Source organism: Lysinibacillus sp. YS11 (genome assembly GCF_002896375.1).
In the GTDB taxonomy this organism is placed as follows: domain Bacteria; phylum Bacillota; class Bacilli; order Bacillales_A; family Planococcaceae; genus Lysinibacillus; species Lysinibacillus capsici.
In genome coordinates, this window is sequence record NZ_CP026007.1 from 1,473,268 (window position 1) to 1,493,500 (window position 20,233).

Sequence of the window (20,233 nt, forward strand, 5' to 3'; positions counted from 1 at the left end):
AAAAGAAGCTGCAAGTAATGTCCTATACTTGCGGCTTCTCATGTTGTTGCAAAAAGATGATGTCAACGGCAGAAAAAGCAACTTTGCAAGGTGAGGGGTTGATTTCCGTTCCGCCAGCGTCCTTTCCAGGGGGCGTCCGATGAGCCGCTTCACTCACTTACGTTCGCTCTAGGGTCTCATCTGTGACGCTAAATCCCCTAGGAGTGACGCTGGCTCCACTCCAATCAACCATTCTGCAAAAGTGTCTTTGCTTTATCTTTCATACTGGCCGTAGCGAACAAAATAATCCATTATTTGTATTATTAGAGAATCGATAGACTTTTATTTTCAATGTGGGGAAGTCATGCGTAACAGCACCTCTTCATAAAGAGTCGTGAACACCTTCACTTTATTTGAAAACCTTTGCTAAAAGGTAACACTTTTGTAGGTTGAAGTGGAAGGCTACTTGACTCCCGTGGGATCGGCGCTCGCCCACAGGAAAGAAAGTAGCCTGCAAAGGAAACCATTTTCACCTTTCACAAAAATTCTATTAATGGTTTTGTTTTTCAACAATATGAGAAGCTGCAAGTAACGTCCTGTACTTGCAGCTTCTTTTATTGACTATTCTTTATTTTAGTGACACATCTATATCACCATGTGATAAGGAAACATTCAGTTGGTGCTCACCCTTCGTTACCTGAGTCACGGTGCCATTTTGTTCTTCATCATTAATGGTCACATCACCGAAGTCTGTTTTGAGAGCGTAGCCTATATCACTTTGTTTGTTTTGTAAGTGAATCGTTGTATCGCCAAAACTAGAGGTAATGGTTGTTTGCCCATTTAATGTGCCATCTATATCGATATCTCCATGCTCGCTCTCAATAGTAAAGCCGTTACTAGTAAGTTGCTGAAGCGTCAAATCACCAAAGGACTGCCTAATCTCTGTTTTGTCACCCGTCGTGCTGTTGAAAGTAATATCTCCATAATCCTGGATGAGATTAAGCTGCTGATACTGGAGCCCATGAATGGCTGTATCGCCAAAATTACTGTCTATTACAATCGCCTCTATTTTTGTATCTTTTGGGACATAGAGTTTGATTGAAGGGGAAGAGAGGTTACCGAAGCCAAATTGAAAACCATCCTTTTTCTTTGCCATTGTTTCGATGGTTAAAGTTCCGTTATCAATATGATATGTTACATCTTCTTGCTCATGGACCTTTGTGTCTAATTTATAGTCACTATCACTTGCAACAATCTCCACATCTCCATAATCATTTACGATATTAATGCTTGTGAATGCATCTAAAGCATGAGACTGACTTATTAATTTAGTATTACTTGGGACATAAAGACCCTCTGAATCTTTAAGAATCAGCCAGCGACCCCCTGAAAAATAGCCAATCAATGCGAGTAGAATGCCTAATGCAATCATTGTCATGGCTATAAGGGTATTTTTTGACGTCATTTAGAAGTCCCCCTTTTTTTGCTTCTTTGTCATTTTATGGAACAGTCTGCCTAATGTTTCAACAGAGACAACAACGGTTTTCTTGATAACACGAGCAACAACTGGGAACAGTAGGACACCCAAGCCCGTTACGATTAACCCGACACCCATAAAGAGCAGTGCGGTCGGCCAATGCTCTGTTAAAATTAAGAAACCTGAAATGATCGCCACAACGCCACCAGCAAAAATACTAATAACAGTTGCGACAATAGCAAAGATTAAGCTGATAATGACTGCGCCAAATGAAAAAATGAGTGCAATGGCTGTTGCAAGTAATGGCAATGAAAGGGGCGCAGACAGTATAGCTAGAATAATGAGCCAAATGGCAGACATATTCTTTTTGTTGATTTTGCCGAGGAGGTTTCTAAATCCTTTAATGCGAAATCAGCTAATATTTGTGAGGCAACGTGTGAAGGAGAGCCAAGTTGTGAAATGACCTGATGCTCATTTTCCTCTCCAGCTTCCTCAAAGTATTCTTCATAATAGGCAAGCGCAGCGTCTAACTCATGCGCAGGAAGCCGACGTAATTTTCCTCGTAGCTGTTTCAAATAGCTTGCTCTATCCATCTAAATTCCCTCCTAAAAGTACACAATCAACCTTTTCCTTATACATTTGCCATTCTTTTAATAGCTCTAATAATCGTATACGTCCTTGCTCCGTAATTTGATAATAGCGTCTATTTCTACCTTGATAAGGTTGATCGTACGTTGTTAAGTAATGCGCTTTTTGTAAGCGGCGTAATACAGGATACAGTGTAGACTCTGAAATCTCCATGACTGATTGTACCTGCTGTGTTAAAGAATAACCGTAGGCGTCCTCTTTCTCGACAATAGCCAGTACACAAGCATCAAGTAAAGCTGAACCAAGCTGAAATGTCATCTTTTCACCTCACATGTAATACCTATACTTCATTTTATATTATATGACATATAGTATGTGGATAGTATATGACGTATAACATTGATTGTCAATTCTAAAAGAAAATTTTTTCCAATGTTGTTAGACGAAGATATTGTAAGAAAATAATATTTGAAGATTAATAGGAAAATCTGTTATAGTATGTGCGAAGGGCAGTATCCATTGTGAACGGCACCTTCAAAAACGCAATAGACTATACTATCAAATATCTGCCTTGATCTTTTAGACAGGGACGGAAGAAAACGATACGTTCAAATATAGCTTTCATTTTGTAAGCTATTGCCTCTTTCAGGGGTCTTTTTATCATTGAACGACACACTACCCTTCTGTCTGTTTTCGGCCAGAAGGGTTTTTCTGTTTTCTTCCTTTAAAAAAGGAGGACTACAAAATGAAAACGACAACAGATTTTTTAAAGATGAAAGCGGCAGGCGAGAAAATCGTGATGGTGACGGCCTATGATTATCCAGCTGCTAAATTCGCGGAAGAAGCTGGCGTTGAGATGATACTAGTCGGGGATTCACTTGGAATGGTCGTGCTTGGCTATGATTCTACAATGCCTGTAACTGTAGCGGATATGGTCCATCATGCAAAAGCAGTAAGACGAGGGGCAAAGGATACGTTTATAGTCGTTGATATGCCCTTTGGTTCTTATCATGGCGATGTCAATGAGACACTCAAAACAGCCATTGCGATGATGCAACAAACAGGAGCAGATGCTTTAAAGGTTGAGGGGGCAGGTGAAGTTATACCTGTCATTCGTAAATTAACGTCAGCTGGTATTCCAGTAGTAGCTCACTTAGGCTTGTTGCCTCAATCAGCGGGAGTGCTTGGTGGTTATAAGGTACAAGGAAAAACAGCTGAACAGGCTGCTACGCTGCTTGAAGAAGCAAAACAATGCGAAGCGGCTGGAGCATGTGCAGTCGTGTTGGAATGTATCCCTCATCAGCTGACAGAAATTGTTTCAGCTAGTCTTGTTATTCCAACCATTGGCATAGGCGCTGGTATTGAGGCTGATGGACAAGTGCTGGTGTATCATGACATGCTAAGCTACGGTTCGCACCATGTACCGAAATTTGTTCAACAATTTGCTGATATGGGCAAAGAAGCAAGCGCGGGGATGATGGGTTACGTAGAAGCAGTGAAAGCGGGTACTTTCCCAGCTCCAAAGCATTTCTTCACAATGAAAGAGGAAGCATTAGATCAGCTATATGGAGGCGTTAAATGATGAAAGTCATCACGACCATACAGGCATTAGCCACAGAAATTCAAGCAGCTAAGCATGCTCAAAAAACGATTGGACTTGTTCCGACAATGGGCTATTTACATGAAGGTCATTTAACATTAGCACAAACAGCTCGTGTAGAAAATGATGTCGTTGTGATGAGTATATTTGTCAACCCAACACAATTTGGGCCAAATGAGGATTTTGAAAGTTATCCTCGTGATTTGCCTAGAGATACTGCATTAGCTGAATCTGTGGGCGTTGATATTGTGTTCGCACCAAGTGTGGAAGAAATGTATCCTCAAGATGGAGGGATTCGTCTACATGCAGGTGAGCAGGCTACCATTCTTTGTGGTGCAAGTCGTCCTGGTCATTTTGATGGTGTTTTACAGGTTGTCTCTAAATTATTTCATTTAACACTGCCAACAAGAGCTTATTTCGGTCAAAAAGATGCACAGCAGGTTGCGATTATTGCGACAATGGTACGTGATTTTAATTTCCCTTTAGAAATGCGTGTTGTCCCAATTGTACGCGAGGAGGACGGTTTAGCGAAATCTTCCCGTAATGTCTATTTAAGTGAGTCAGAGCGACAAGAGGCTCCAGCGATCAATGAGGCATTACAGTTGGCTCGCGATAGCTTTTTAGCGAATGGTGATGCTGAAAAAGCACTTGCGAAAGCAAAAGCTCATATTCATGCAAGAACACATGGCCGCATTGATTATATTGAATTATTAACATATCCAGATTTAACACCAGTGACAACTGCAACTCAGCAAGTTTTGTTGGCAGCAGCTGTTTATATAGGTAAAACACGTTTAATCGATAATTGTATTTTTACTGTGAAAGAGGGACTATAGTATGTTACGTATGATGATGAATAGTAAAATCCACCGTGCAACAGTGACACAGGCAGATTTAAACTATGTAGGCTCCATAACAATAGATGAAGATATTTTAGATGCAGTAGGTATGCTGGCAAACGAAAAAGTACATGTTGTTAATAACAATAATGGCGCTCGTTTTGAAACATATATTATAGCTGGTGAACGAGGATCAGGTGTCATTTGTGTTAATGGTGCAGCAGCAAGACTTGTGCAGCGTGGTGATATTGTCATTATTATTTCCTATGTGTATGTGGATAATCATGAGGCAAAAGACCATCAACCAACTGTAGCCATCATGGGAGAGGGCAATACAATTAAGGAAATGATCGCACACGAGCCAGAAGCAACTGTGATGTGAATTCAGCCATAGAATAAATTAATACTAGAGAGGAGGATGGCAAAGAATAGCCAATCCTCCTTTTTTGCGATTACGTTTATATCAAAAGTTACTGGCAAAAATTTGCTTTTATTACTATTAAACTAGTTAACAAAATTATAATTTTACAAATGTTCTAGTATTTTGCGTCATATTTATGTAGAATTTAGTTGTTAGTACATCATTTTACTAGTGGAGGTATCATTTGTCATGGAAAATAAACGTAACAAATTTTTAACAGTAACTGCAGCAGCATTGGCTGTAACAGCGGTAGCGGTAGTACCAGCATCAGCAGCAAGTCCTTTTTCGGATGTAAAGGAAAGTCATGCAGATTTTGAAGGCATTTCTACACTTTATGCAGCAGGGATTATTAGTGGTTACCCAGATGGTACATTCAAACCAGATACAAATGTCACACGTGGACAAGCGGCAAAAATGATTGCAGGCGCATTAAAATTGGATACAAAAGAAGTAGAGGATCCAAAATTTACGGATATTAGTGCATCAAATCCTTATTATGGCTCAATTGCAGCCCTTGTAGGATTAAATGTCATTACAGGCTATGGAGATAATACTTTCCGTCCAAACCAAACAATTACACATGGTGATTTAGCAAAAATTTTAGCATCTATCCCAACATTACCAGAGCTAGAAAGTGCAAAAAATCATGAGGCTAGTGAAAAAGTTACACGTGGACAACTGGCAACATTCATTGCTGAGGCTCTAACAAAATCAAACCCAGAAACACCAGAGACTCCAGAAACTCCAGAGACTCCTGAAACACCAGCAGATGCATTCTCATTATCGATTTTACATGTGAATGATACACATGCTCGTGCAGATAAATTACCAAAATTAGCAACAGCAGTTAAAGAACAACGTGAAACGAAGAAAAATGTTTTAACATTACATGCTGGTGACGCATTTAGTGGTACACTATACTTCAACGAGTTCCATGGAAAAGCAGACCTAGCACTATTAAATGAAATTGGCTTTGATGCGATGGTATTTGGTAACCATGAATTTGATTTAGGCTCATCACCAGAAGGTCATCAAGCATTAGCGGATTTTGTTAAAGGCGCTAAATTCCCATTTGTAGATGCTAATACTGATTTCTCAGCAGATGCTAAATTCACAGGTTTATTTACAGATTTAGTTTCAAGTGAGCCTGAGAATGGTAAAATCTATTCTGGTATTGTGAAAGAAATTGATGGAGAAAAAGTAGGTATTTTCGGCTTAACGACTGAGGAAACGATGGATATTGCTTCTCCTGATAAAATAACATTTACAAATTATATTGATGAAGCGAAAAAAGCAGTGGCAGCCTTTGAAGGAATGGGTGTCAACAAAATTATCGCTTTAACACATATTGGCTATAATGATAATCCAAATGTAGATAATGATATTTTATTAGCTAAAAATGTACCAGGTATTGATGTCATCGTCGGTGGCCATGACCATACAAAATTAGAAAAACCATTTGTTGTGGATACAAATACAGTTGGTGAAGCAAAAGATGCTACATTAATCGTACAAGCTAATGAATATGTAAATTACTTAGGTACACTTGATGTAACATTTGATGGAAAAGGCATTGTCACTAAGTATGAAGGAGAATTAATCGATCTTGGTAAAGTTGTAGAAGATGAAGCGTTAGTGAAAATCCTTGAGCCATTTACAGCAAAAGTAAATGAAGTTAGCAACAAGGAGATCGGTGTAAAAATTACTGAGGAATTAGCTAATCCTCGTGCAACTGAAGACAATCTGAACAGTGTTCGTAGCAATGAAACAGCTTTAGGCAATATCATTACAGACGGTATGCTAGCAAAAGCACAAAAATATACTGATAAAACGGTTGTAATGGCATTACAAAATGGCGGTGGTATTCGTGCTGCAATTCCAGCGGGCAATATTACAGTTGGTCAAGTGATTACAGTATTACCATTTGGTAACACTTTAGCATTAATGGATGTTACAGGTGCAGAGCTTAAAGCAGCATTTGAAGTATCCCTGAAAAATGCGCCAAAAGAAAACGGTGGCTTCTTACACATTGGTGGAGCAAAACTACAATATGACTCTTCAAAAGAAGTTGGCTCACGTGTTGTTTCCATCGAATATTTAGATAAAGCGACTGGTAAATATGTTGCTTTAGAAGATGGTAAAACGTATACAGTGGCGACTAATGCCTTCACAGCTAAAGGTGGAGACGGCTTTGATATGTTTGCTAAAGCATATGAAGAAGGTCGTGTTACAGATTTAGGCTTATCTGATTGGGAAAACCTTCAAGAGCAATTAGTGTCACTTAAAGAAGTGAAAACAACAACTGAAGATCGTATTGTTGATGTAGCAAAAAAACAATAAGCGTAACGTTGTTTGAGTAAGCACTCCATAACGATTCCACAACGCAACCTTAGGGGATTGATTTCTCCAAGGTTGCGTTTTTTGTATGGATGCGGTGATTCAACAAAGAGGAGAAAGGATGCCGCAGAGCCAATAATATGATAAAATTCAACTTATCTAATGTGAACTGTGAGTTGAGATGTATGATGGAAAGTCAAAAATATGCAATTGTAGATTTGGAGACAACTGGTCATTCACCAGCCAATGGGGACCGGATGATTCAAATTGCCATTGTTATTATGAAGGATTGGGAAATTGAGCGTACCTATACGAAGTTCATAAATCCGGGGAAAGCTATTCCAACTTTCATTCAAGATTTAACGCATATAACGAATGAGGATGTAAAGGATGCCTTCCCATTTGAAGCGCATGCGGATTACATATATGAGCTACTTGCTGACTGTGTATTTGTTGCACATAATGCAGATTTTGACTTATCCTTTTTACAAGCAGAGTTTAAACGTGCTGGACTACCGAAATGGCAAGGTAAAAAAATGGATACGGTGGAGCTAGCTAAAATTTTGTTCCCTATGTCCCTTGGTTTTAAGCTAGGGGATTTAGCGGCCGATTTAAATATTGAGTTAGCAAATGCACATCGAGCGGATGACGATGCTCGCGCGACAGCGGAGCTATTCAAGCATTGCTGGAAGGAGCTACTAAGTTTACCACAGCTTACACTTGAACAGATGCATAAGCGTTCCTTTCGCTTAAAATCAAATATTTCTCAGCTTTTTTTTGAGGCGTTGCAAATTAAGCGCCAGCATACGACGGGCCGCGAAAATGTACATTATTACCGTAATTTTGCGATTGGCAATGGCCGAAATAAGCATGAGCATGTGACAGAAACGATTGCCTACCCTCAATCAGTAGATGAGAAAATAACGTTAATGTCAAAGGCACTGCCAAATTTTGAGGAACGTCCTGCACAATTTGACATGATGGACACGATTTGGCGGGCATTACATGAACAACAGGAGTGCGTGATTGAAGCTTCTACAGGTATTGGTAAAACTGCTGGCTATTTACTTCCAGCCATCTTATTTGCCCGTGCTGTCAATAAAAAGATTGCCATCAGTACGTATACTTCCTATTTACAAGAACAGCTTGTAGAAGAAGAGCTACCAAAGATCGAAAAAATCCTTGGGACAAAGGTGAATTTGTGTGTGCTGAAGGGAATGCAGCATTATATTGATCTCGATCGCTTTGAGCAATGTATGGCATATGCTGATGAATCCTATGATGATACATTTACTATTTTACAAATACTTGTGTGGTTGACCAAAACAGAGACTGGTGTGTTGAGCGAGCTCAATGTTTCTGGTGGCGGACAACTGTTTTTAGAGAAAATCCGAAAAATACCGAATGACAAGCCTTCAAAGGGCTTTGATTTCTATGAGCAAGCTTTAAAGAACAGTGCAGTTGCTGACTGTATTGTAACGAATCATGCCATGGTTTTAAGTGATTTAGTGCGGCAAACACCACTTTTTACAGAAATAGATGGCTGGATTATTGACGAGGCGCATCAATTTATTCAGGCAGCTATGCAGCAGGATGAAGTAGTCTTCTCCTATACACAATGGAAGTATATTTTTGGACAAATTGGTACGATGGAGGACACGGCTCTATTTCAACAGTTTTGCCAGGCAGCGAAGAAAAAACAGCGAGTAGCCATGCAAAATTTACAGCATCTTGATGCACAATTTATACGTTTGCAGCGGACATTTGATGAAACAATCCAGAGAACTATTCAAAAATTGCAACAGCAAATGAAAGGGAAACAAGCAGGTAGTAAATGCACCTTGTTTTTAGAGGATGTTTCATTTGCGAAAGAAACGTTTGCACAAGTAAGCAAACTAACCCAGCAATGGCTGGATCTCTCTACTAGCATTACACAGTCGTTCGAAAATGCGATTGAGCAGCTAGATAAAAACGATCAATATGTATTATCTGAATGGCAATATTGGATTCGAGAAGTGAAGATAAAAATTGCTGAATGGGACGATATTTTTCTGTCACCACAGGAAGGCAATTCTGTTTGGTTAGAATTTGATGTACGGAGTGTCCCTGGCAGTCTCCATGTTTTTAAGAAGCCTGTCAATGTGACGCCGATAATTGAACAAGTATTAGCACCATTACGTCAGCAAGCAAGTATTGTTTGGACATCAGGCACATTAACGGTACCAGGCAATGAGCGCTTTGTTACACGGCAGTTAGGCATTTCTGATAATGTTGAAGTCTTGAAACTACAAGCTCCACCAGCCTACTATGCTGGGGCTAAGGCATTTATCGTCACCGATATGCCAGATATTCAGCATGTCAGCCAAGAAGAATACATTGAGGCTGTTGCCCATGCAATTACGCGGACTGTTCGAATGACAGAAGGGCGTTGCTTTGTACTCTTTACAGCACAGGATATGCTACGAAAAACAGTTGAGCTTATCCAAGATAGTGAACTATTAGATGATTACATGCTATTTGCACAAGGTGTTACAGGCGGTAGCCGTATGCGCATTCTAAAATCCTTCCAAAAATTTAGTCATGCCGTTCTATTTGGTACAAACAGTTTTTGGGAGGGGGTAGATGTTCCAGGAGATGCACTTGCCTCTGTTATTGTCGTACGATTACCATTTTCTTCACCAGAAGAGCCTGTTTTTAAGGCGAGGGCAAAGCATCTAACTACCCTAGGCCGCAATTCCTTTACGGAGCTTTCCTTACCAGAAGCGATCATGAGGTTTAAGCAAGGCTTTGGTCGATTAATACGTTCTTCGCAGGATAAAGGAGCTTTTATTGTCCTAGACCGACGAATTACTAGTAAGTCATATGGGAAAGAGTTTATTAAGGCATTACCACCTATCGATGTAAAGAAATTGCAGCTACCCGAATTGTTAAAGGAACTAAATCATTGGCAAAAATAGCAGAAACCCCTTTTAGCATTGCTAGAAGGGGTTTTTACGTATTGTAGAAGCGTTTAAAGAAAGGCAATTGCTAGTATGATTCTCATTGCTTGTTTTTAGTTTGCTCATCAAAAAGGTTAGCATTACGAACGATTTCTGTAATATATTTCATAGTGATTGCCGTTGCTTGTTTGGCATCATAACTTTTGCGATTATTCAATAGGTTTGTAAACATACCTTGCCAAATTAATAGTGTGATTTCATTGATGGCATCAACATTGCCTTCAGTTAAGTAGCCTTCTTTTAAAGCGATCTCTAACATAGAACGCCCTCGTTTCGTTAAACTGTGTTGAAATAAAATGGTCTTTAAATCATCAGGGATATTGATTAAATCATTGGGGTAAAAATTATAATAATTTTCCAATAGTGCTTCTGGCGTTTCCCCTAAATCCATGATAAAGACTGCGTGAAAAATCTGAGGTTGTTTGAAGGAATATTGACAAAAGCACTCCCAAGCCAATAAGTATTTTTCAATAGGATCTTTGCCTCTTTCTATGTAGCGAGCAACTTCGTTGGTATAGTCTTGCATGCATCTCATCGATGCAAAAAATAGAAGATGCGAGACTTCTGAAAAATAATTGTAGATAGTAGCACTGTTGTAACCTGCTTTATCAGCAACCTTCCGGATTGTGACATTTTCCAGCCCTTCTTCTTCGATGATTTCCGCAGTGGCATCTACAAAGTATTTCCACATACGACTCCTTTGTATTTCCTTTTTCTTCAAAGTAATATCCCCCTAACAAACAATTAATTACTGTAAAATCATTAATCAAATGTATATATTTACCTTCTTGTAGCTGATTTAAACTTATTATAGCATAGCAATTTTAATTATCTTCTTTCATTATAGCATTAGCTTTTGTCATTTTCAGAGTTGTGCATTAGAATTTCAGGTGATATACTAATCACAATTATTTTATAATCATGATTACTGAATAATCAAGATTCGGAATAATTAGACGAAGAGGATGTTATAACTAGGAGTCTTGCACTTAGACACAAGGGGAGGATTATACAATGAGTAAAAAAATTGTGACACAATTTGAGTGTACATATGAAACGATTGAAAACACATGGATCGAGTTAGCAGACGGCACAAGGCTTTCAAGTCGTATTTGGCTACCAAATGTAAAATTGGGAGAGAAAGTACCAGCCATTTTAGAGTATATTCCTTATCGTAAAACAGATGGGACAAGAGCAAGAGATGAGCCTATGCACGGTTATTTTGCAGGACATGGTTATGCTGTTGTGCGAGTGGATATGCGAGGTTCAGGTGAGTCAGATGGTTTATTAAAGGACGAATATCTAAAGCAAGAGCAGGATGATGCCCTTGAAGTCATTGAATGGATTGCTAACCAAAGCTGGTGTAATGGCAATATTGGGATGATGGGGAAATCGTGGGGCGGATTTAATTCTCTACAAGTAGCAGCTCGTCGACCAAAGGCGTTAAAGGCGATTATTACCGTAGGCTTTACAGATGATCGTTATAACAATGATATTCACTATAAGGGCGGTTGCTTGTTAAACGATAACTTCTGGTGGGGTGCTATTATGTTAGCCTACCAGTTACGTCCAATTGATCCACATATTGTTGGCGATAGCTGGCGTGATAAATGGATGGAACGATTAGAAAATATGCCTTTGTGGATGGCACAATGGATGGAGCATCAAACAAGAGACGATTATTGGAAACATGGTTCAGTTTGTGAAAATTATCAAGACATAGAAATCCCAGTTTTTGCGCTAGATGGCTGGGAAGATTCCTATACAAACACAGTCTTAAGTTTAATGGAAGGGCTTTCTGTTCCGAGAAAAGGCATCATTGGCCCATGGGCACATGTTTATCCCCACGATGGAGTACCGGGTCCAGCAATGGGCTTTCTACAAGAAGCTGTGAAATGGTGGGATCATTGGTTAAAAGGAATAGACAACGATGTAATGGATGGACCAATGGTGAATGTCTGGGTAGAAGAGAGCATGGAGCCATCCGTTAAGAAACCAATCAGCAAAGGCTATTGGGTTGGTTTAGAATCGTGGCCAGCAGCGGAATCGATACAAACTAAGGTGTATCAACTGACACATGGAAAACTAGTAGAAAACCGCAGTGAGCAACAAGAGCAAGTCCTACTAAAAACTCCTCAAAATCATGGTCTTTTATCTGGTGAATGGATGGGCGCTGGCGTACTAGGTGAAAGTCCAGCAGACCAACGATTAGATGATGGAATGGCCATGGTTTTTGAAACGGATAGGCTAGAGAAAGCCTTAGAGATTGTGGGCTATCCAAAATTTGAAGTGGAATTAATGAGTGACAAACCACATGCAATGCTATTTGCACAGCTATCAGACGTAGCACCTGATGGAGCTGTCACTCGTGTATCCTATGGCGTGATGAACCTGACACACTTAAATGGGCATGATCATGTTGACCTGTTAACACCTGGTGAAAAAGTGAAGGCCTTTGTTCAGTTAGATTGCTGTGGCCATCAATTTAAAGCGGGGCATCGTTTACGCCTATCCTTAGCTACAACGTTTTGGCCGATGTTTTGGCCAATGCCAGAAGACGCTACATTGACATTAAATCTAGAAACGGCTACCTTATCATTGCCAACCTTCCATGGTCAGCAGGTAGTAGGACCTAATATGAATGCTGAAAGTGCACCATTAACGCCAATCACAACGCTGCAAGAAGGAAGAGTTGATCGTTCTATATCCTATGATATTTTAACAGATACATGGACATGCATTACAGATGGGGTTGGAGGCGTATTTGGTGAAGGTATTTATCGCTTTGATGATATTGATGTCACTGTAGAACATAATTTGAAACGAGAATTAACCTTAACGAATGCTGATCCACTGTCAGCTCAGTATACAATCTATCAAAAGATGAAAATTGGTCGTGAAGGCTGGTGGATTGACGCGGATATTACGGTTACCAAAACATCCGATCAGGAAAACTTCCAAATTGTTGGGGAAATGGTCATCAAAGAAAATGACAAACAAGTCTTCCATAAGGAATGGAATCAAAAAATTAAACGTCATGGCTTGTAAATAACATATAAGGGGTAAACATATGGAAGCTAAGTTAAAAAAGAATACAGCTACTTTAGTTATTTTAGCTGTTTCAGGTGCCTTAATTTACGCATTGCCTTATTTTAGAAACTACTATTATGATGTCTTTCTGGATGCATTTCATTTAACCAATACACAAATGGGGACACTTGGTAGTGCGTATGGTGTTTGTTGTTTAATTTCCTATATTTTTGGAGGATTTTGTGCAGATCGTTGGAAAACGAAATATTTATTAACCATTTCTTTAGTAGCCACAGGATTATTAGGGTTTACATTATTATTGTATCCACCCTATCCAGTACTTCTACTGATTCATGCTGCTTGGGGAATCACGTCCATTATGACGTTCTGGGGAGCATTAGTAAAAGCGGTTCGTTCTTTAGGCTCTGAAAATGAACAAGGAAAAGCTTTTGGATTTTTTGAAGGCGGACGTGGTGTAACCAACATTATTCAATCTGCTGTGATTTTAGGGATCTTTGCTTTTTTTGCAAAACATATGAGTGATAAAATGGCTCTTTCAGCAGTTATTACGGTGTATTCTGTGATTTGTCTTTTGTTGGGCCTCATGATTATGATGCTGTATAAAGATCCAGATCAAGCGACTGTCAGTCCAGAGCATAGGGAGAGCAGTAAAACGTTTGATTGGGAAGTCCTTTGGAAAGTGTTGAAGATGCCAACTACCTGGCTTGCGACTATCCTTATCTTTACGTCCTACGCGATGATTATTAGCTATTATTACATTACACCTTATGCAACGGCCGCATTTGGTGCGTCTACGTTAATTGCTGCGGCTTTGGGCTACTTCTCGCAATATTGTCGTCCAATTGGTAGTTTTAGTGCAGGAATCATAGGAGACCGGATTGGTGTGTCGAATATGGTGTTAATCGGCTATATTTTATTAGCATTTGGTTTAGTAGGGCTCATTTTATTACCAGGAAAAGCTTCTTTTATCCTTATGCTTTTAGTGTTCATTGGGATTATCTATACATCTATGTATGCTTTGCAAGCGATGCATTTTGCAATTCTAGTAGAAGGCGATTATCCAGTAGAATCAACAGGGACTGTGTCCATGCCACTGATGATAATTGGTTATAGTGGTGAAATCTTTATGCCAATTATTGCGGGTGCTTGTTTAGATTACTGGGGTGGCACAGCGGGCTATAAAGTATTCTTTGGTATTTTATTAGGCTTAGCTATTATTGGATTCATTACAGTAGTCATTTGGCAGCGTGTGACGAAAGAAAAACGCCGAGAAATTGCTTTACAACGAAAGCTTTCCAAGGAACAGGCACTTACTTAATTTAATTTAATTTAGAACTAACATTGGTTTCTTCCAAAGCCAGCTTTTTTAAACATAATGATGGATAGCTAAAAAGGCTGCGAATTGTTTTTTACTATTTATACAAGTTGATTATTCACAAATCAATATGTAAACAGAGAAACAGAGGCGTCAAGGTAATGACGCCTCTGTTTTTGTCTCCGGTTTTGTATGATCCAGTAAAAATTCCACACGATTTCCACCATGGTGTTTGGCCTGATATAAAGCCTTGTCACATCTAGATAATAAGGAATGAATTGTATCACCCCTCACAAAGCAAGTCACTCCAATAATGATATACATATCAATGCTATCTAGTTTATCTGTTAACTCTAGCCAATGGTATTCATTTTTATCTATTAAAATATTATCCATGGATAAACGTAACCAAATAGTATCTCTCGTATGCCAGAAGAATGGATACGATTGATTACTAGCCACAAAAGAATGATCATGGACACCACTCAATATATCTTCGATGGAGACCATTTTGGAATTAAATGCTGTCCTAACACAATAGGATCTAGCAGCTTATCTGTTGGGCTATTGCACTAACAGGGGGATGAGAGCGAACATAACTAGGATAATAAGTGTGAATAAATTTATTTTTCTGACTATTGTATTTTCCATGTTATTTGCTAAAACATTATTATAGACCATAACAGCAAGATTGAGGACGAAATAAAAGGGTGGTTCCTGATAATATAATGTCTAACAAACAGCATGGAGGCTTATATTATGTCAAAAATTCAGCAATTTTATGATTTACATTTTTCACAAGAGCTATTATTTATTGGAAATGCTTGGGATGTTATATCAGCATTAACATTAGAAAAGGCAGGTTTTCAAGCAATCGGCACAACAAGCTGGGGCATAGCGAACTCACTTGGCTATGCAGACGGTGAACAAATCGATTTTCAACGACATTTAACAATTATTCAATCCATTACAGAGCAAGTCAAGATACCCGTATCAGCAGATATAGAAGCGGGGTATGGCCATGATGAACAAAGTATTATCGACAATGTTTTGAGAACGGCAGATGTGGGAGTAGCAGGGATTAACATTGAAGATTCCTTTAAACATCAAACAGGCTTAAGAAGCATAATTGAACACTGTTATTTATTAACAAACATGAGGAAAGAATTAGATAATCATGGCTATAAAGATTTCTTTATTAATGCTCGAACAGATACGTATTTTCAATTAGAGCAACCATTTGAAGAAACAATAACAAGAGCAAAAGCTTATATTGAGAGCGGAGCAAGTGGTATATTTATCCCAGGCTTAACAGATGCCAATGAAATAAGCGCGATGACTCGTAATATAAATGCGCCCATCAATCTTCTTTCATTACCTAGTTTAACGAATGTCAAGCTACTAAAAGAATTAGGGGTGAAACGCTTTAGCTTTGGAAATGCACTTTCAGATAAAATAATTGCGCATTTAACACAGCATGCTGCACAATTATTAAAAGACCAAGATACTTCTGCGTTATATATATAGTCGATGGGAATGAGGTGAGATAATCGTGGACAATGCCATCAATTTATCTTTTGAGGAAAAGTGGGAAAAGATTATAACATGTGATCAAACCTATGATGGGCTTTTTTATACAGCGGTTAAAACTACTAAGATTTATTGCCGTCCTTCCTGTAAATCCAGAAAGCCGAAAAAGATGAATGTTGAATTTTATGAAGATATCCAAAAGGTAGAGGCGGCTGGCTATCGGGCATGTAAACGATGTCAGCCTGAAATAGAACATTCCCCACACACGCAATTGATTAAAAATGTCACGACTTTTATTATGAACGCATATAAACAAAGAGTGACTTTACAGGATATGGCGGAGCATGTTGGCCTCAGTCCCTTTCACCTTGAACGACTATTTAAACAAGAGACTGCTGAGACGCCTCGAACGTATTTAGAGAAAATCAGAATTGATAAGGCTGCCCATCTATTAAAACATACCGACTTTACAAATTTAGAAATATGTTATGAAGCTGGCTTTCAAAGCCCATCTAATTTTTATAAAGTTTTTCGACGGCTGAAAAATTGTTCGCCTACAGAATACCGTAACCTATCGTTGCAGGGGGACATGATATGAAATGGACAAACGATGTTGGCTATTTAGTTATCGAGTTACCACAAGCATTTAATTATAGAGAGTGTTTGCAGTTCTTAAAGCGCTCACATCACGAAATACTTCACCATATAAAGGATGATGTGCTCTACAAATTATTGAAGATTGATGAACAATTTATTTTATGTGAAATAACTGAACAAGCACATAAAATAATAGTAATATTTCCAATGAAACAGCCAGCTAGCCATGAACAGGCGATCATCGCACAATATATCGCAGAGTGGTTTGATTTAACAAAGGATTTGCAGGGGTATTACCAGATGGCTGAAAACGATCAAATCCTAAAGCCACTTGTGAAGAAATATAACGGATTACGGTTAATCGGGATTCCTGATTTATTTGAAGCATTAGTTTGGGCAATTATTGGTCAACAAATAAATTTAACTTTTGCCTATATGTTAAAAAAGAGATTTGTCGAGCATTTTGGAGAATATGTTTACTTTGAGGGGCAAAGCTACTGGCTGTTTCCAACGCCAGAGAGAATAGCCGTTATTGAGGTAGATGATTTAATCCACCTCCAATTTACACGGAGGAAATCAGAATACATTATTGATATTGCCAAAATTATCGCAAGCGGACAATTGACAAAAAATTTGCTGTGGCAACAAGAGGACTACGAAGCCATGAAAAAACGATTAATGGACATTCGAGGAATTGGTGCATGGACAGCAGATTATGTGCTTATGAAATGTCTGCAACAACCGACAGCATTTCCTATAGCAGATGTAGGTCTACATAATGCTTTAAAAATACAACTAGCATTAGAACGAAAACCAACAATTGAAGAATTAAAGAACTATGCGGAACATTGGCAAGGCTGGCAAGCTTATGCCACCTTTTATTTATGGAGGTCATTGTATGAAACGGTATAAATTAGATTATTCATCACCAATTGGGATTATAGAAGTTGAGGGAAGTGATACAGCAATTGATGCCATTAACTTTGCAGAGCGAGAGCAGGTCGTCAATGCTCCTCAGCAAGACACACCTGAAGTTTTACTAGAATGTGTTAAGCAATTGCATGAGTATTTTCTAGGTGATCGTCAGGAGTTTTCATTTCCTTATGTTTTTCGAGGTACAGATTTTCAACAAGCTGTTTGGCATGTTTTACCGAGTGTAGGATTTGGTGAAACGGCTTCATATAAGGATATCGCCATTGCTATTAACAATGAAAAAGCTGTAAGGGCTGTTGGTAGTGCGAATGGTAAAAATAATATCAGCATTGTTGTGCCATGTCATCGAATTATCGGCTCCAATGGAACGCTGACAGGTTATGGAGGCGGGATGTGGCGTAAAGAATGGCTGCTTCAGCATGAGCAGACACATAAAAATTTATCCAAGTAACGCCATTCATCAGAGTACGTCATTTCGCCATTTGTACACGGTATAAAAAAGAGGTTATTGCAAAAAATAAGACCGTCAAAATGGCGGTTGTAATGACTAGTCTTTGTCATTTTATCGCTTCTTATGACACCTCCCTGCTAAGAAATATAGCTTGGAGTATTGAAAATAAAGGAGGTGTACACATGAGCGTGCTTTATAGAATCGCCTTAGTACTAGTTATTATAGGTGCAATCAACTGGGGACTCATTGGATTCTTTAGATTTGATTTAGTGGCTTATTTATTTGGTGGACAAACGGCGGTCTTATCTCGTTGGGTTTATGCACTCGTTGGTCTTGCTGGGCTAATTTCGATTCCAATTCTTGTAAAGCGATTTGAAGACGAGGATGATGTAGATACATTTACTCGTATGGATAGAAATCCTAGCTATGGCATGGAGGCTGGAGAAGAAACAGATTTCTCAGAAGTAAGAAAAACGGAAGAGAAAAAAGAGAACAAATAGTTAAACTGTAAAAACTAGTGACCATGTTGGCGCGTCAGTTTTTTCAAAATATTCGCGTAGCTATTGACTACGCGAATATTTATTTTTTAGGATTAGTCCTGATTACTTGGAAATGCAAAGGAAGAGGTAACGTCATTCCCTTGTTCTATCCATTTTTCTGAAATGGTTTTCGCTTTTGTGAAGAAACGTACTTGGTCAGGTCCAAACATATGCCCCTCACCAAATCTTGAACGTTTCCAGCCACCAAAGTTATGATAGCCTACTGGAATAGGAATGGGTACATTGACACCTACCATACCTACTTCAATTTCAGTGGTAAACTTTCGAGCTGCTGCACCATTGTTCGTAAAGATGGTTACACCATTTCCTAATTCATGGGCATTAATAAGGGCTATAGCTTCCTCTAATGATGCCACGCGGACGACATTACGTGCAGGTCCAAAAACCTCTTGTTCATAAATTTCCATTCCAGGCTTTACATGATCGAGTAATGTAGGTCCAAGATAGAAACCGTTCGATTGTTTGGGAATTTTTGGATTTCGCCCATCGCAGACCAATGTTGCGCCTTCTTCTAGGCTACGATCGATATAGCCAATGATGGCATCCTTTGATTGCTGAGTAATGACTGGTCCAAAATCAACTTCGGCATCTGTATAGGGACCCACTTTTAATTTGGCAATTTTATCGGCAAGAATACCCACTAATTTATTGGCTGTATCCTCCCCAACAGGAATAATGGTTGACAGTGCCATACAACGCTGGGAGGCAGCTCCATATGCAGCCCCTAAAAAGGCATTTGCTACATGCTCTAAGTCAGCATCTGGCATAACCACCATATTATTTTTACCTCCCCCAAGTGCTGTGACACGCTTCCCATGTTTAGAGGCTGTAGCATAAATGGCTTCTGCAACTGGCGTAGAGCCTACAAAGGAAATCGCTTCAATGGCAGGATGGCATAACAGCTCATTAACAGCATCTTTGTCTCCATTAATAACAGTCCAAACCCCATCTGGTAAGCCTGCCTCTTTCCACAGCTCTGATAAAAATAATGCTGAGCAAGGAACCCGCTCTGACGGCTTGAGAATCACACAGTTTCCTACAGCCACCGCCATACTTGTAATTGCTAGCGGTACCATGACAGGGAAATTAAATGGTGAAATAGCCGCTACAATGCCTAATGGTTCTTTCAGAGAATAGGCATTGATATGACCACCAACATTCACCGAATACTCTCCTTTAAGTAAATGGGGGGCATTGATAGCTAAATCAACAGATTCTAAACCGCGAGTAATTTCGCCCTTGGCATCCTCAATCGTTTTGCCACTCTCTGTACAAATCATATCAATTAGTTCATCGATATTTTCTGTTATGAGTTGGCGGAATCTAAGGATAATTTCAGCTCGTTTACCAACTGATAAGGCACGCCAAGCAGGAAAAGCCGCTTGGGCAGCAGCAATCGCTTCCTGTACCTCTTGTTTTGTTGCCAAAGGTACGCGAGCAATGACAGTACCTGTGCTTGGGTTGTAAACATCTGAAAACTGACCGCTTTTCCCTTGAACTGTTTGTCCATTGATAAAATGACCTAAATCCTGTATGTCTGTATTTGTTACCATCTA

19 protein-coding genes are annotated in these 20,233 nt (G+C 39.2%); 12 read left to right on the plus strand and 7 right to left on the minus strand.

Annotated features, from left to right (window positions below; genetic code table 11):
* Window positions 1-607 precede the first annotated feature (607 nt).
* The 4 genes from LBYS11_RS07010 to LBYS11_RS07020 are packed head-to-tail and all read right to left on the minus strand — an operon-like array spanning window position 608 to window position 2,362.
* The gene (locus tag LBYS11_RS07010; protein ID WP_048389854.1) at window positions 608-1,444 is read right to left on the minus strand and encodes a DUF4097 family beta strand repeat-containing protein; all 837 of its coding nucleotides are present in this window, start codon (window positions 1,442-1,444) and stop codon (window positions 608-610) included.
* Window positions 1,445-1,816: a hypothetical protein gene (locus LBYS11_RS23515; protein ID WP_233732526.1), complete on the minus strand. Its 372-nt coding sequence runs from the start codon at window positions 1,814-1,816 to the stop codon at window positions 1,445-1,447.
* Complete coding sequence (locus tag LBYS11_RS23520; RefSeq protein WP_233732529.1) at window positions 1,789-2,049, minus strand: HAAS signaling domain-containing protein; 261 nt, start codon at window positions 2,047-2,049, stop codon at window positions 1,789-1,791. Before LBYS11_RS23520 ends, LBYS11_RS23515 begins: the two co-directional genes overlap by 28 nt.
* Window positions 2,042-2,362: a PadR family transcriptional regulator gene (locus LBYS11_RS07020; protein WP_004232706.1), complete on the minus strand. Its 321-nt coding sequence runs from the start codon at window positions 2,360-2,362 to the stop codon at window positions 2,042-2,044. The genes LBYS11_RS23520 and LBYS11_RS07020 overlap by 8 nt, the downstream gene beginning before the upstream one ends.
* A gap of 427 nt (window positions 2,363-2,789) precedes the next feature.
* On the opposite strand from LBYS11_RS07020, the gene panB reads away from it, so the two are divergent.
* From panB to dinG, 5 genes are all read left to right on the plus strand, one after another.
* Window positions 2,790-3,626, plus strand: a complete 837-nt coding sequence (gene panB / locus LBYS11_RS07025; protein ID WP_066037629.1) for a 3-methyl-2-oxobutanoate hydroxymethyltransferase — start codon at window positions 2,790-2,792, stop codon at window positions 3,624-3,626.
* Window positions 3,626-4,480: a pantoate--beta-alanine ligase gene (gene panC, locus LBYS11_RS07030; protein WP_103119059.1), complete on the plus strand. Its 855-nt coding sequence runs from the start codon at window positions 3,626-3,628 to the stop codon at window positions 4,478-4,480. The genes panB and panC overlap by 1 nt, the downstream gene beginning before the upstream one ends.
* A 1-nt stretch (window position 4,481) precedes the next feature.
* Entirely contained in the window at window positions 4,482-4,865 is a 384-nt protein-coding gene (gene panD / locus LBYS11_RS07035; RefSeq protein ID WP_009370842.1) for an aspartate 1-decarboxylase, read from the plus strand.
* A gap of 228 nt (window positions 4,866-5,093) precedes the next feature.
* Window positions 5,094-7,244, plus strand: coding sequence for a 5'-nucleotidase C-terminal domain-containing protein (locus LBYS11_RS07040; RefSeq protein WP_103117727.1), 2,151 nt, complete (start codon window positions 5,094-5,096; stop codon window positions 7,242-7,244).
* A 182-nt stretch (window positions 7,245-7,426) separates the two neighbouring features.
* Window positions 7,427-10,198: an ATP-dependent DNA helicase DinG gene (gene dinG, locus LBYS11_RS07045; RefSeq protein WP_103117728.1), complete on the plus strand. Its 2,772-nt coding sequence runs from the start codon at window positions 7,427-7,429 to the stop codon at window positions 10,196-10,198.
* 82 nt (window positions 10,199-10,280) lie between these two features.
* Here dinG and LBYS11_RS07050 read toward each other — a convergent pair whose 3' ends face one another.
* Entirely contained in the window at window positions 10,281-10,931 is a 651-nt protein-coding gene (locus tag LBYS11_RS07050) for a TetR/AcrR family transcriptional regulator (protein ID WP_103119060.1), read from the minus strand.
* A 323-nt stretch (window positions 10,932-11,254) separates the two neighbouring features.
* On the opposite strand from LBYS11_RS07050, the gene LBYS11_RS07055 reads away from it, so the two are divergent.
* Together LBYS11_RS07055 and LBYS11_RS07060 are read left to right on the plus strand one after the other, a co-directional pair.
* Window positions 11,255-13,288, plus strand: coding sequence for a CocE/NonD family hydrolase (locus LBYS11_RS07055; RefSeq protein ID WP_054550720.1), 2,034 nt, complete (start codon window positions 11,255-11,257; stop codon window positions 13,286-13,288).
* A 22-nt stretch (window positions 13,289-13,310) separates the two neighbouring features.
* Window positions 13,311-14,609 (plus strand): MFS transporter, encoded by a 1,299-nt coding sequence (locus tag LBYS11_RS07060; protein ID WP_233732532.1) that lies wholly within the window; start codon window positions 13,311-13,313, stop codon window positions 14,607-14,609.
* 150 nt (window positions 14,610-14,759) lie between these two features.
* Here LBYS11_RS07060 and LBYS11_RS07065 read toward each other — a convergent pair whose 3' ends face one another.
* On the minus strand, window positions 14,760-15,068 hold the full coding sequence (locus tag LBYS11_RS07065) for a GGDEF domain-containing protein (protein WP_233732535.1): 309 nt from the start codon (window positions 15,066-15,068) through the stop codon (window positions 14,760-14,762).
* A gap of 297 nt (window positions 15,069-15,365) precedes the next feature.
* Here LBYS11_RS07065 and LBYS11_RS07070 point away from each other — a divergent pair, with 297 nt between their 5' ends.
* The 5 genes from LBYS11_RS07070 (at window position 15,366) to LBYS11_RS07090 (ending at window position 18,617) form a co-directional block, all read left to right on the plus strand.
* On the plus strand, window positions 15,366-16,133 hold the full coding sequence (locus tag LBYS11_RS07070; RefSeq protein WP_054550721.1) for an isocitrate lyase/PEP mutase family protein: 768 nt from the start codon (window positions 15,366-15,368) through the stop codon (window positions 16,131-16,133).
* Window positions 16,134-16,158: 25 nt separating this feature from the next.
* Window positions 16,159-16,734 (plus strand): bifunctional transcriptional activator/DNA repair enzyme AdaA, encoded by a 576-nt coding sequence (locus tag LBYS11_RS07075; protein ID WP_054550722.1) that lies wholly within the window; start codon window positions 16,159-16,161, stop codon window positions 16,732-16,734.
* A complete protein-coding gene (locus LBYS11_RS07080; RefSeq protein WP_066037634.1) occupies window positions 16,731-17,645 on the plus strand; it encodes a DNA-3-methyladenine glycosylase family protein in 915 nt (304 codons plus the stop codon). Before LBYS11_RS07075 ends, LBYS11_RS07080 begins: the two co-directional genes overlap by 4 nt.
* A complete protein-coding gene (locus LBYS11_RS07085; RefSeq protein ID WP_048389877.1) occupies window positions 17,632-18,117 on the plus strand; it encodes a methylated-DNA--[protein]-cysteine S-methyltransferase in 486 nt (161 codons plus the stop codon). Before LBYS11_RS07080 ends, LBYS11_RS07085 begins: the two co-directional genes overlap by 14 nt.
* Before the next feature lie 182 nt (window positions 18,118-18,299).
* Entirely contained in the window at window positions 18,300-18,617 is a 318-nt protein-coding gene (locus tag LBYS11_RS07090; RefSeq protein WP_048389879.1) for a DUF378 domain-containing protein, read from the plus strand.
* Window positions 18,618-18,709: 92 nt separating this feature from the next.
* On the opposite strand, the gene LBYS11_RS07095 is transcribed toward LBYS11_RS07090, so the two are convergent.
* Window positions 18,710-20,230: a CoA-acylating methylmalonate-semialdehyde dehydrogenase gene (locus tag LBYS11_RS07095; protein ID WP_103117730.1), complete on the minus strand. Its 1,521-nt coding sequence runs from the start codon at window positions 20,228-20,230 to the stop codon at window positions 18,710-18,712.
* Between the last annotated feature and the right edge of the window lie 3 nt (window positions 20,231-20,233).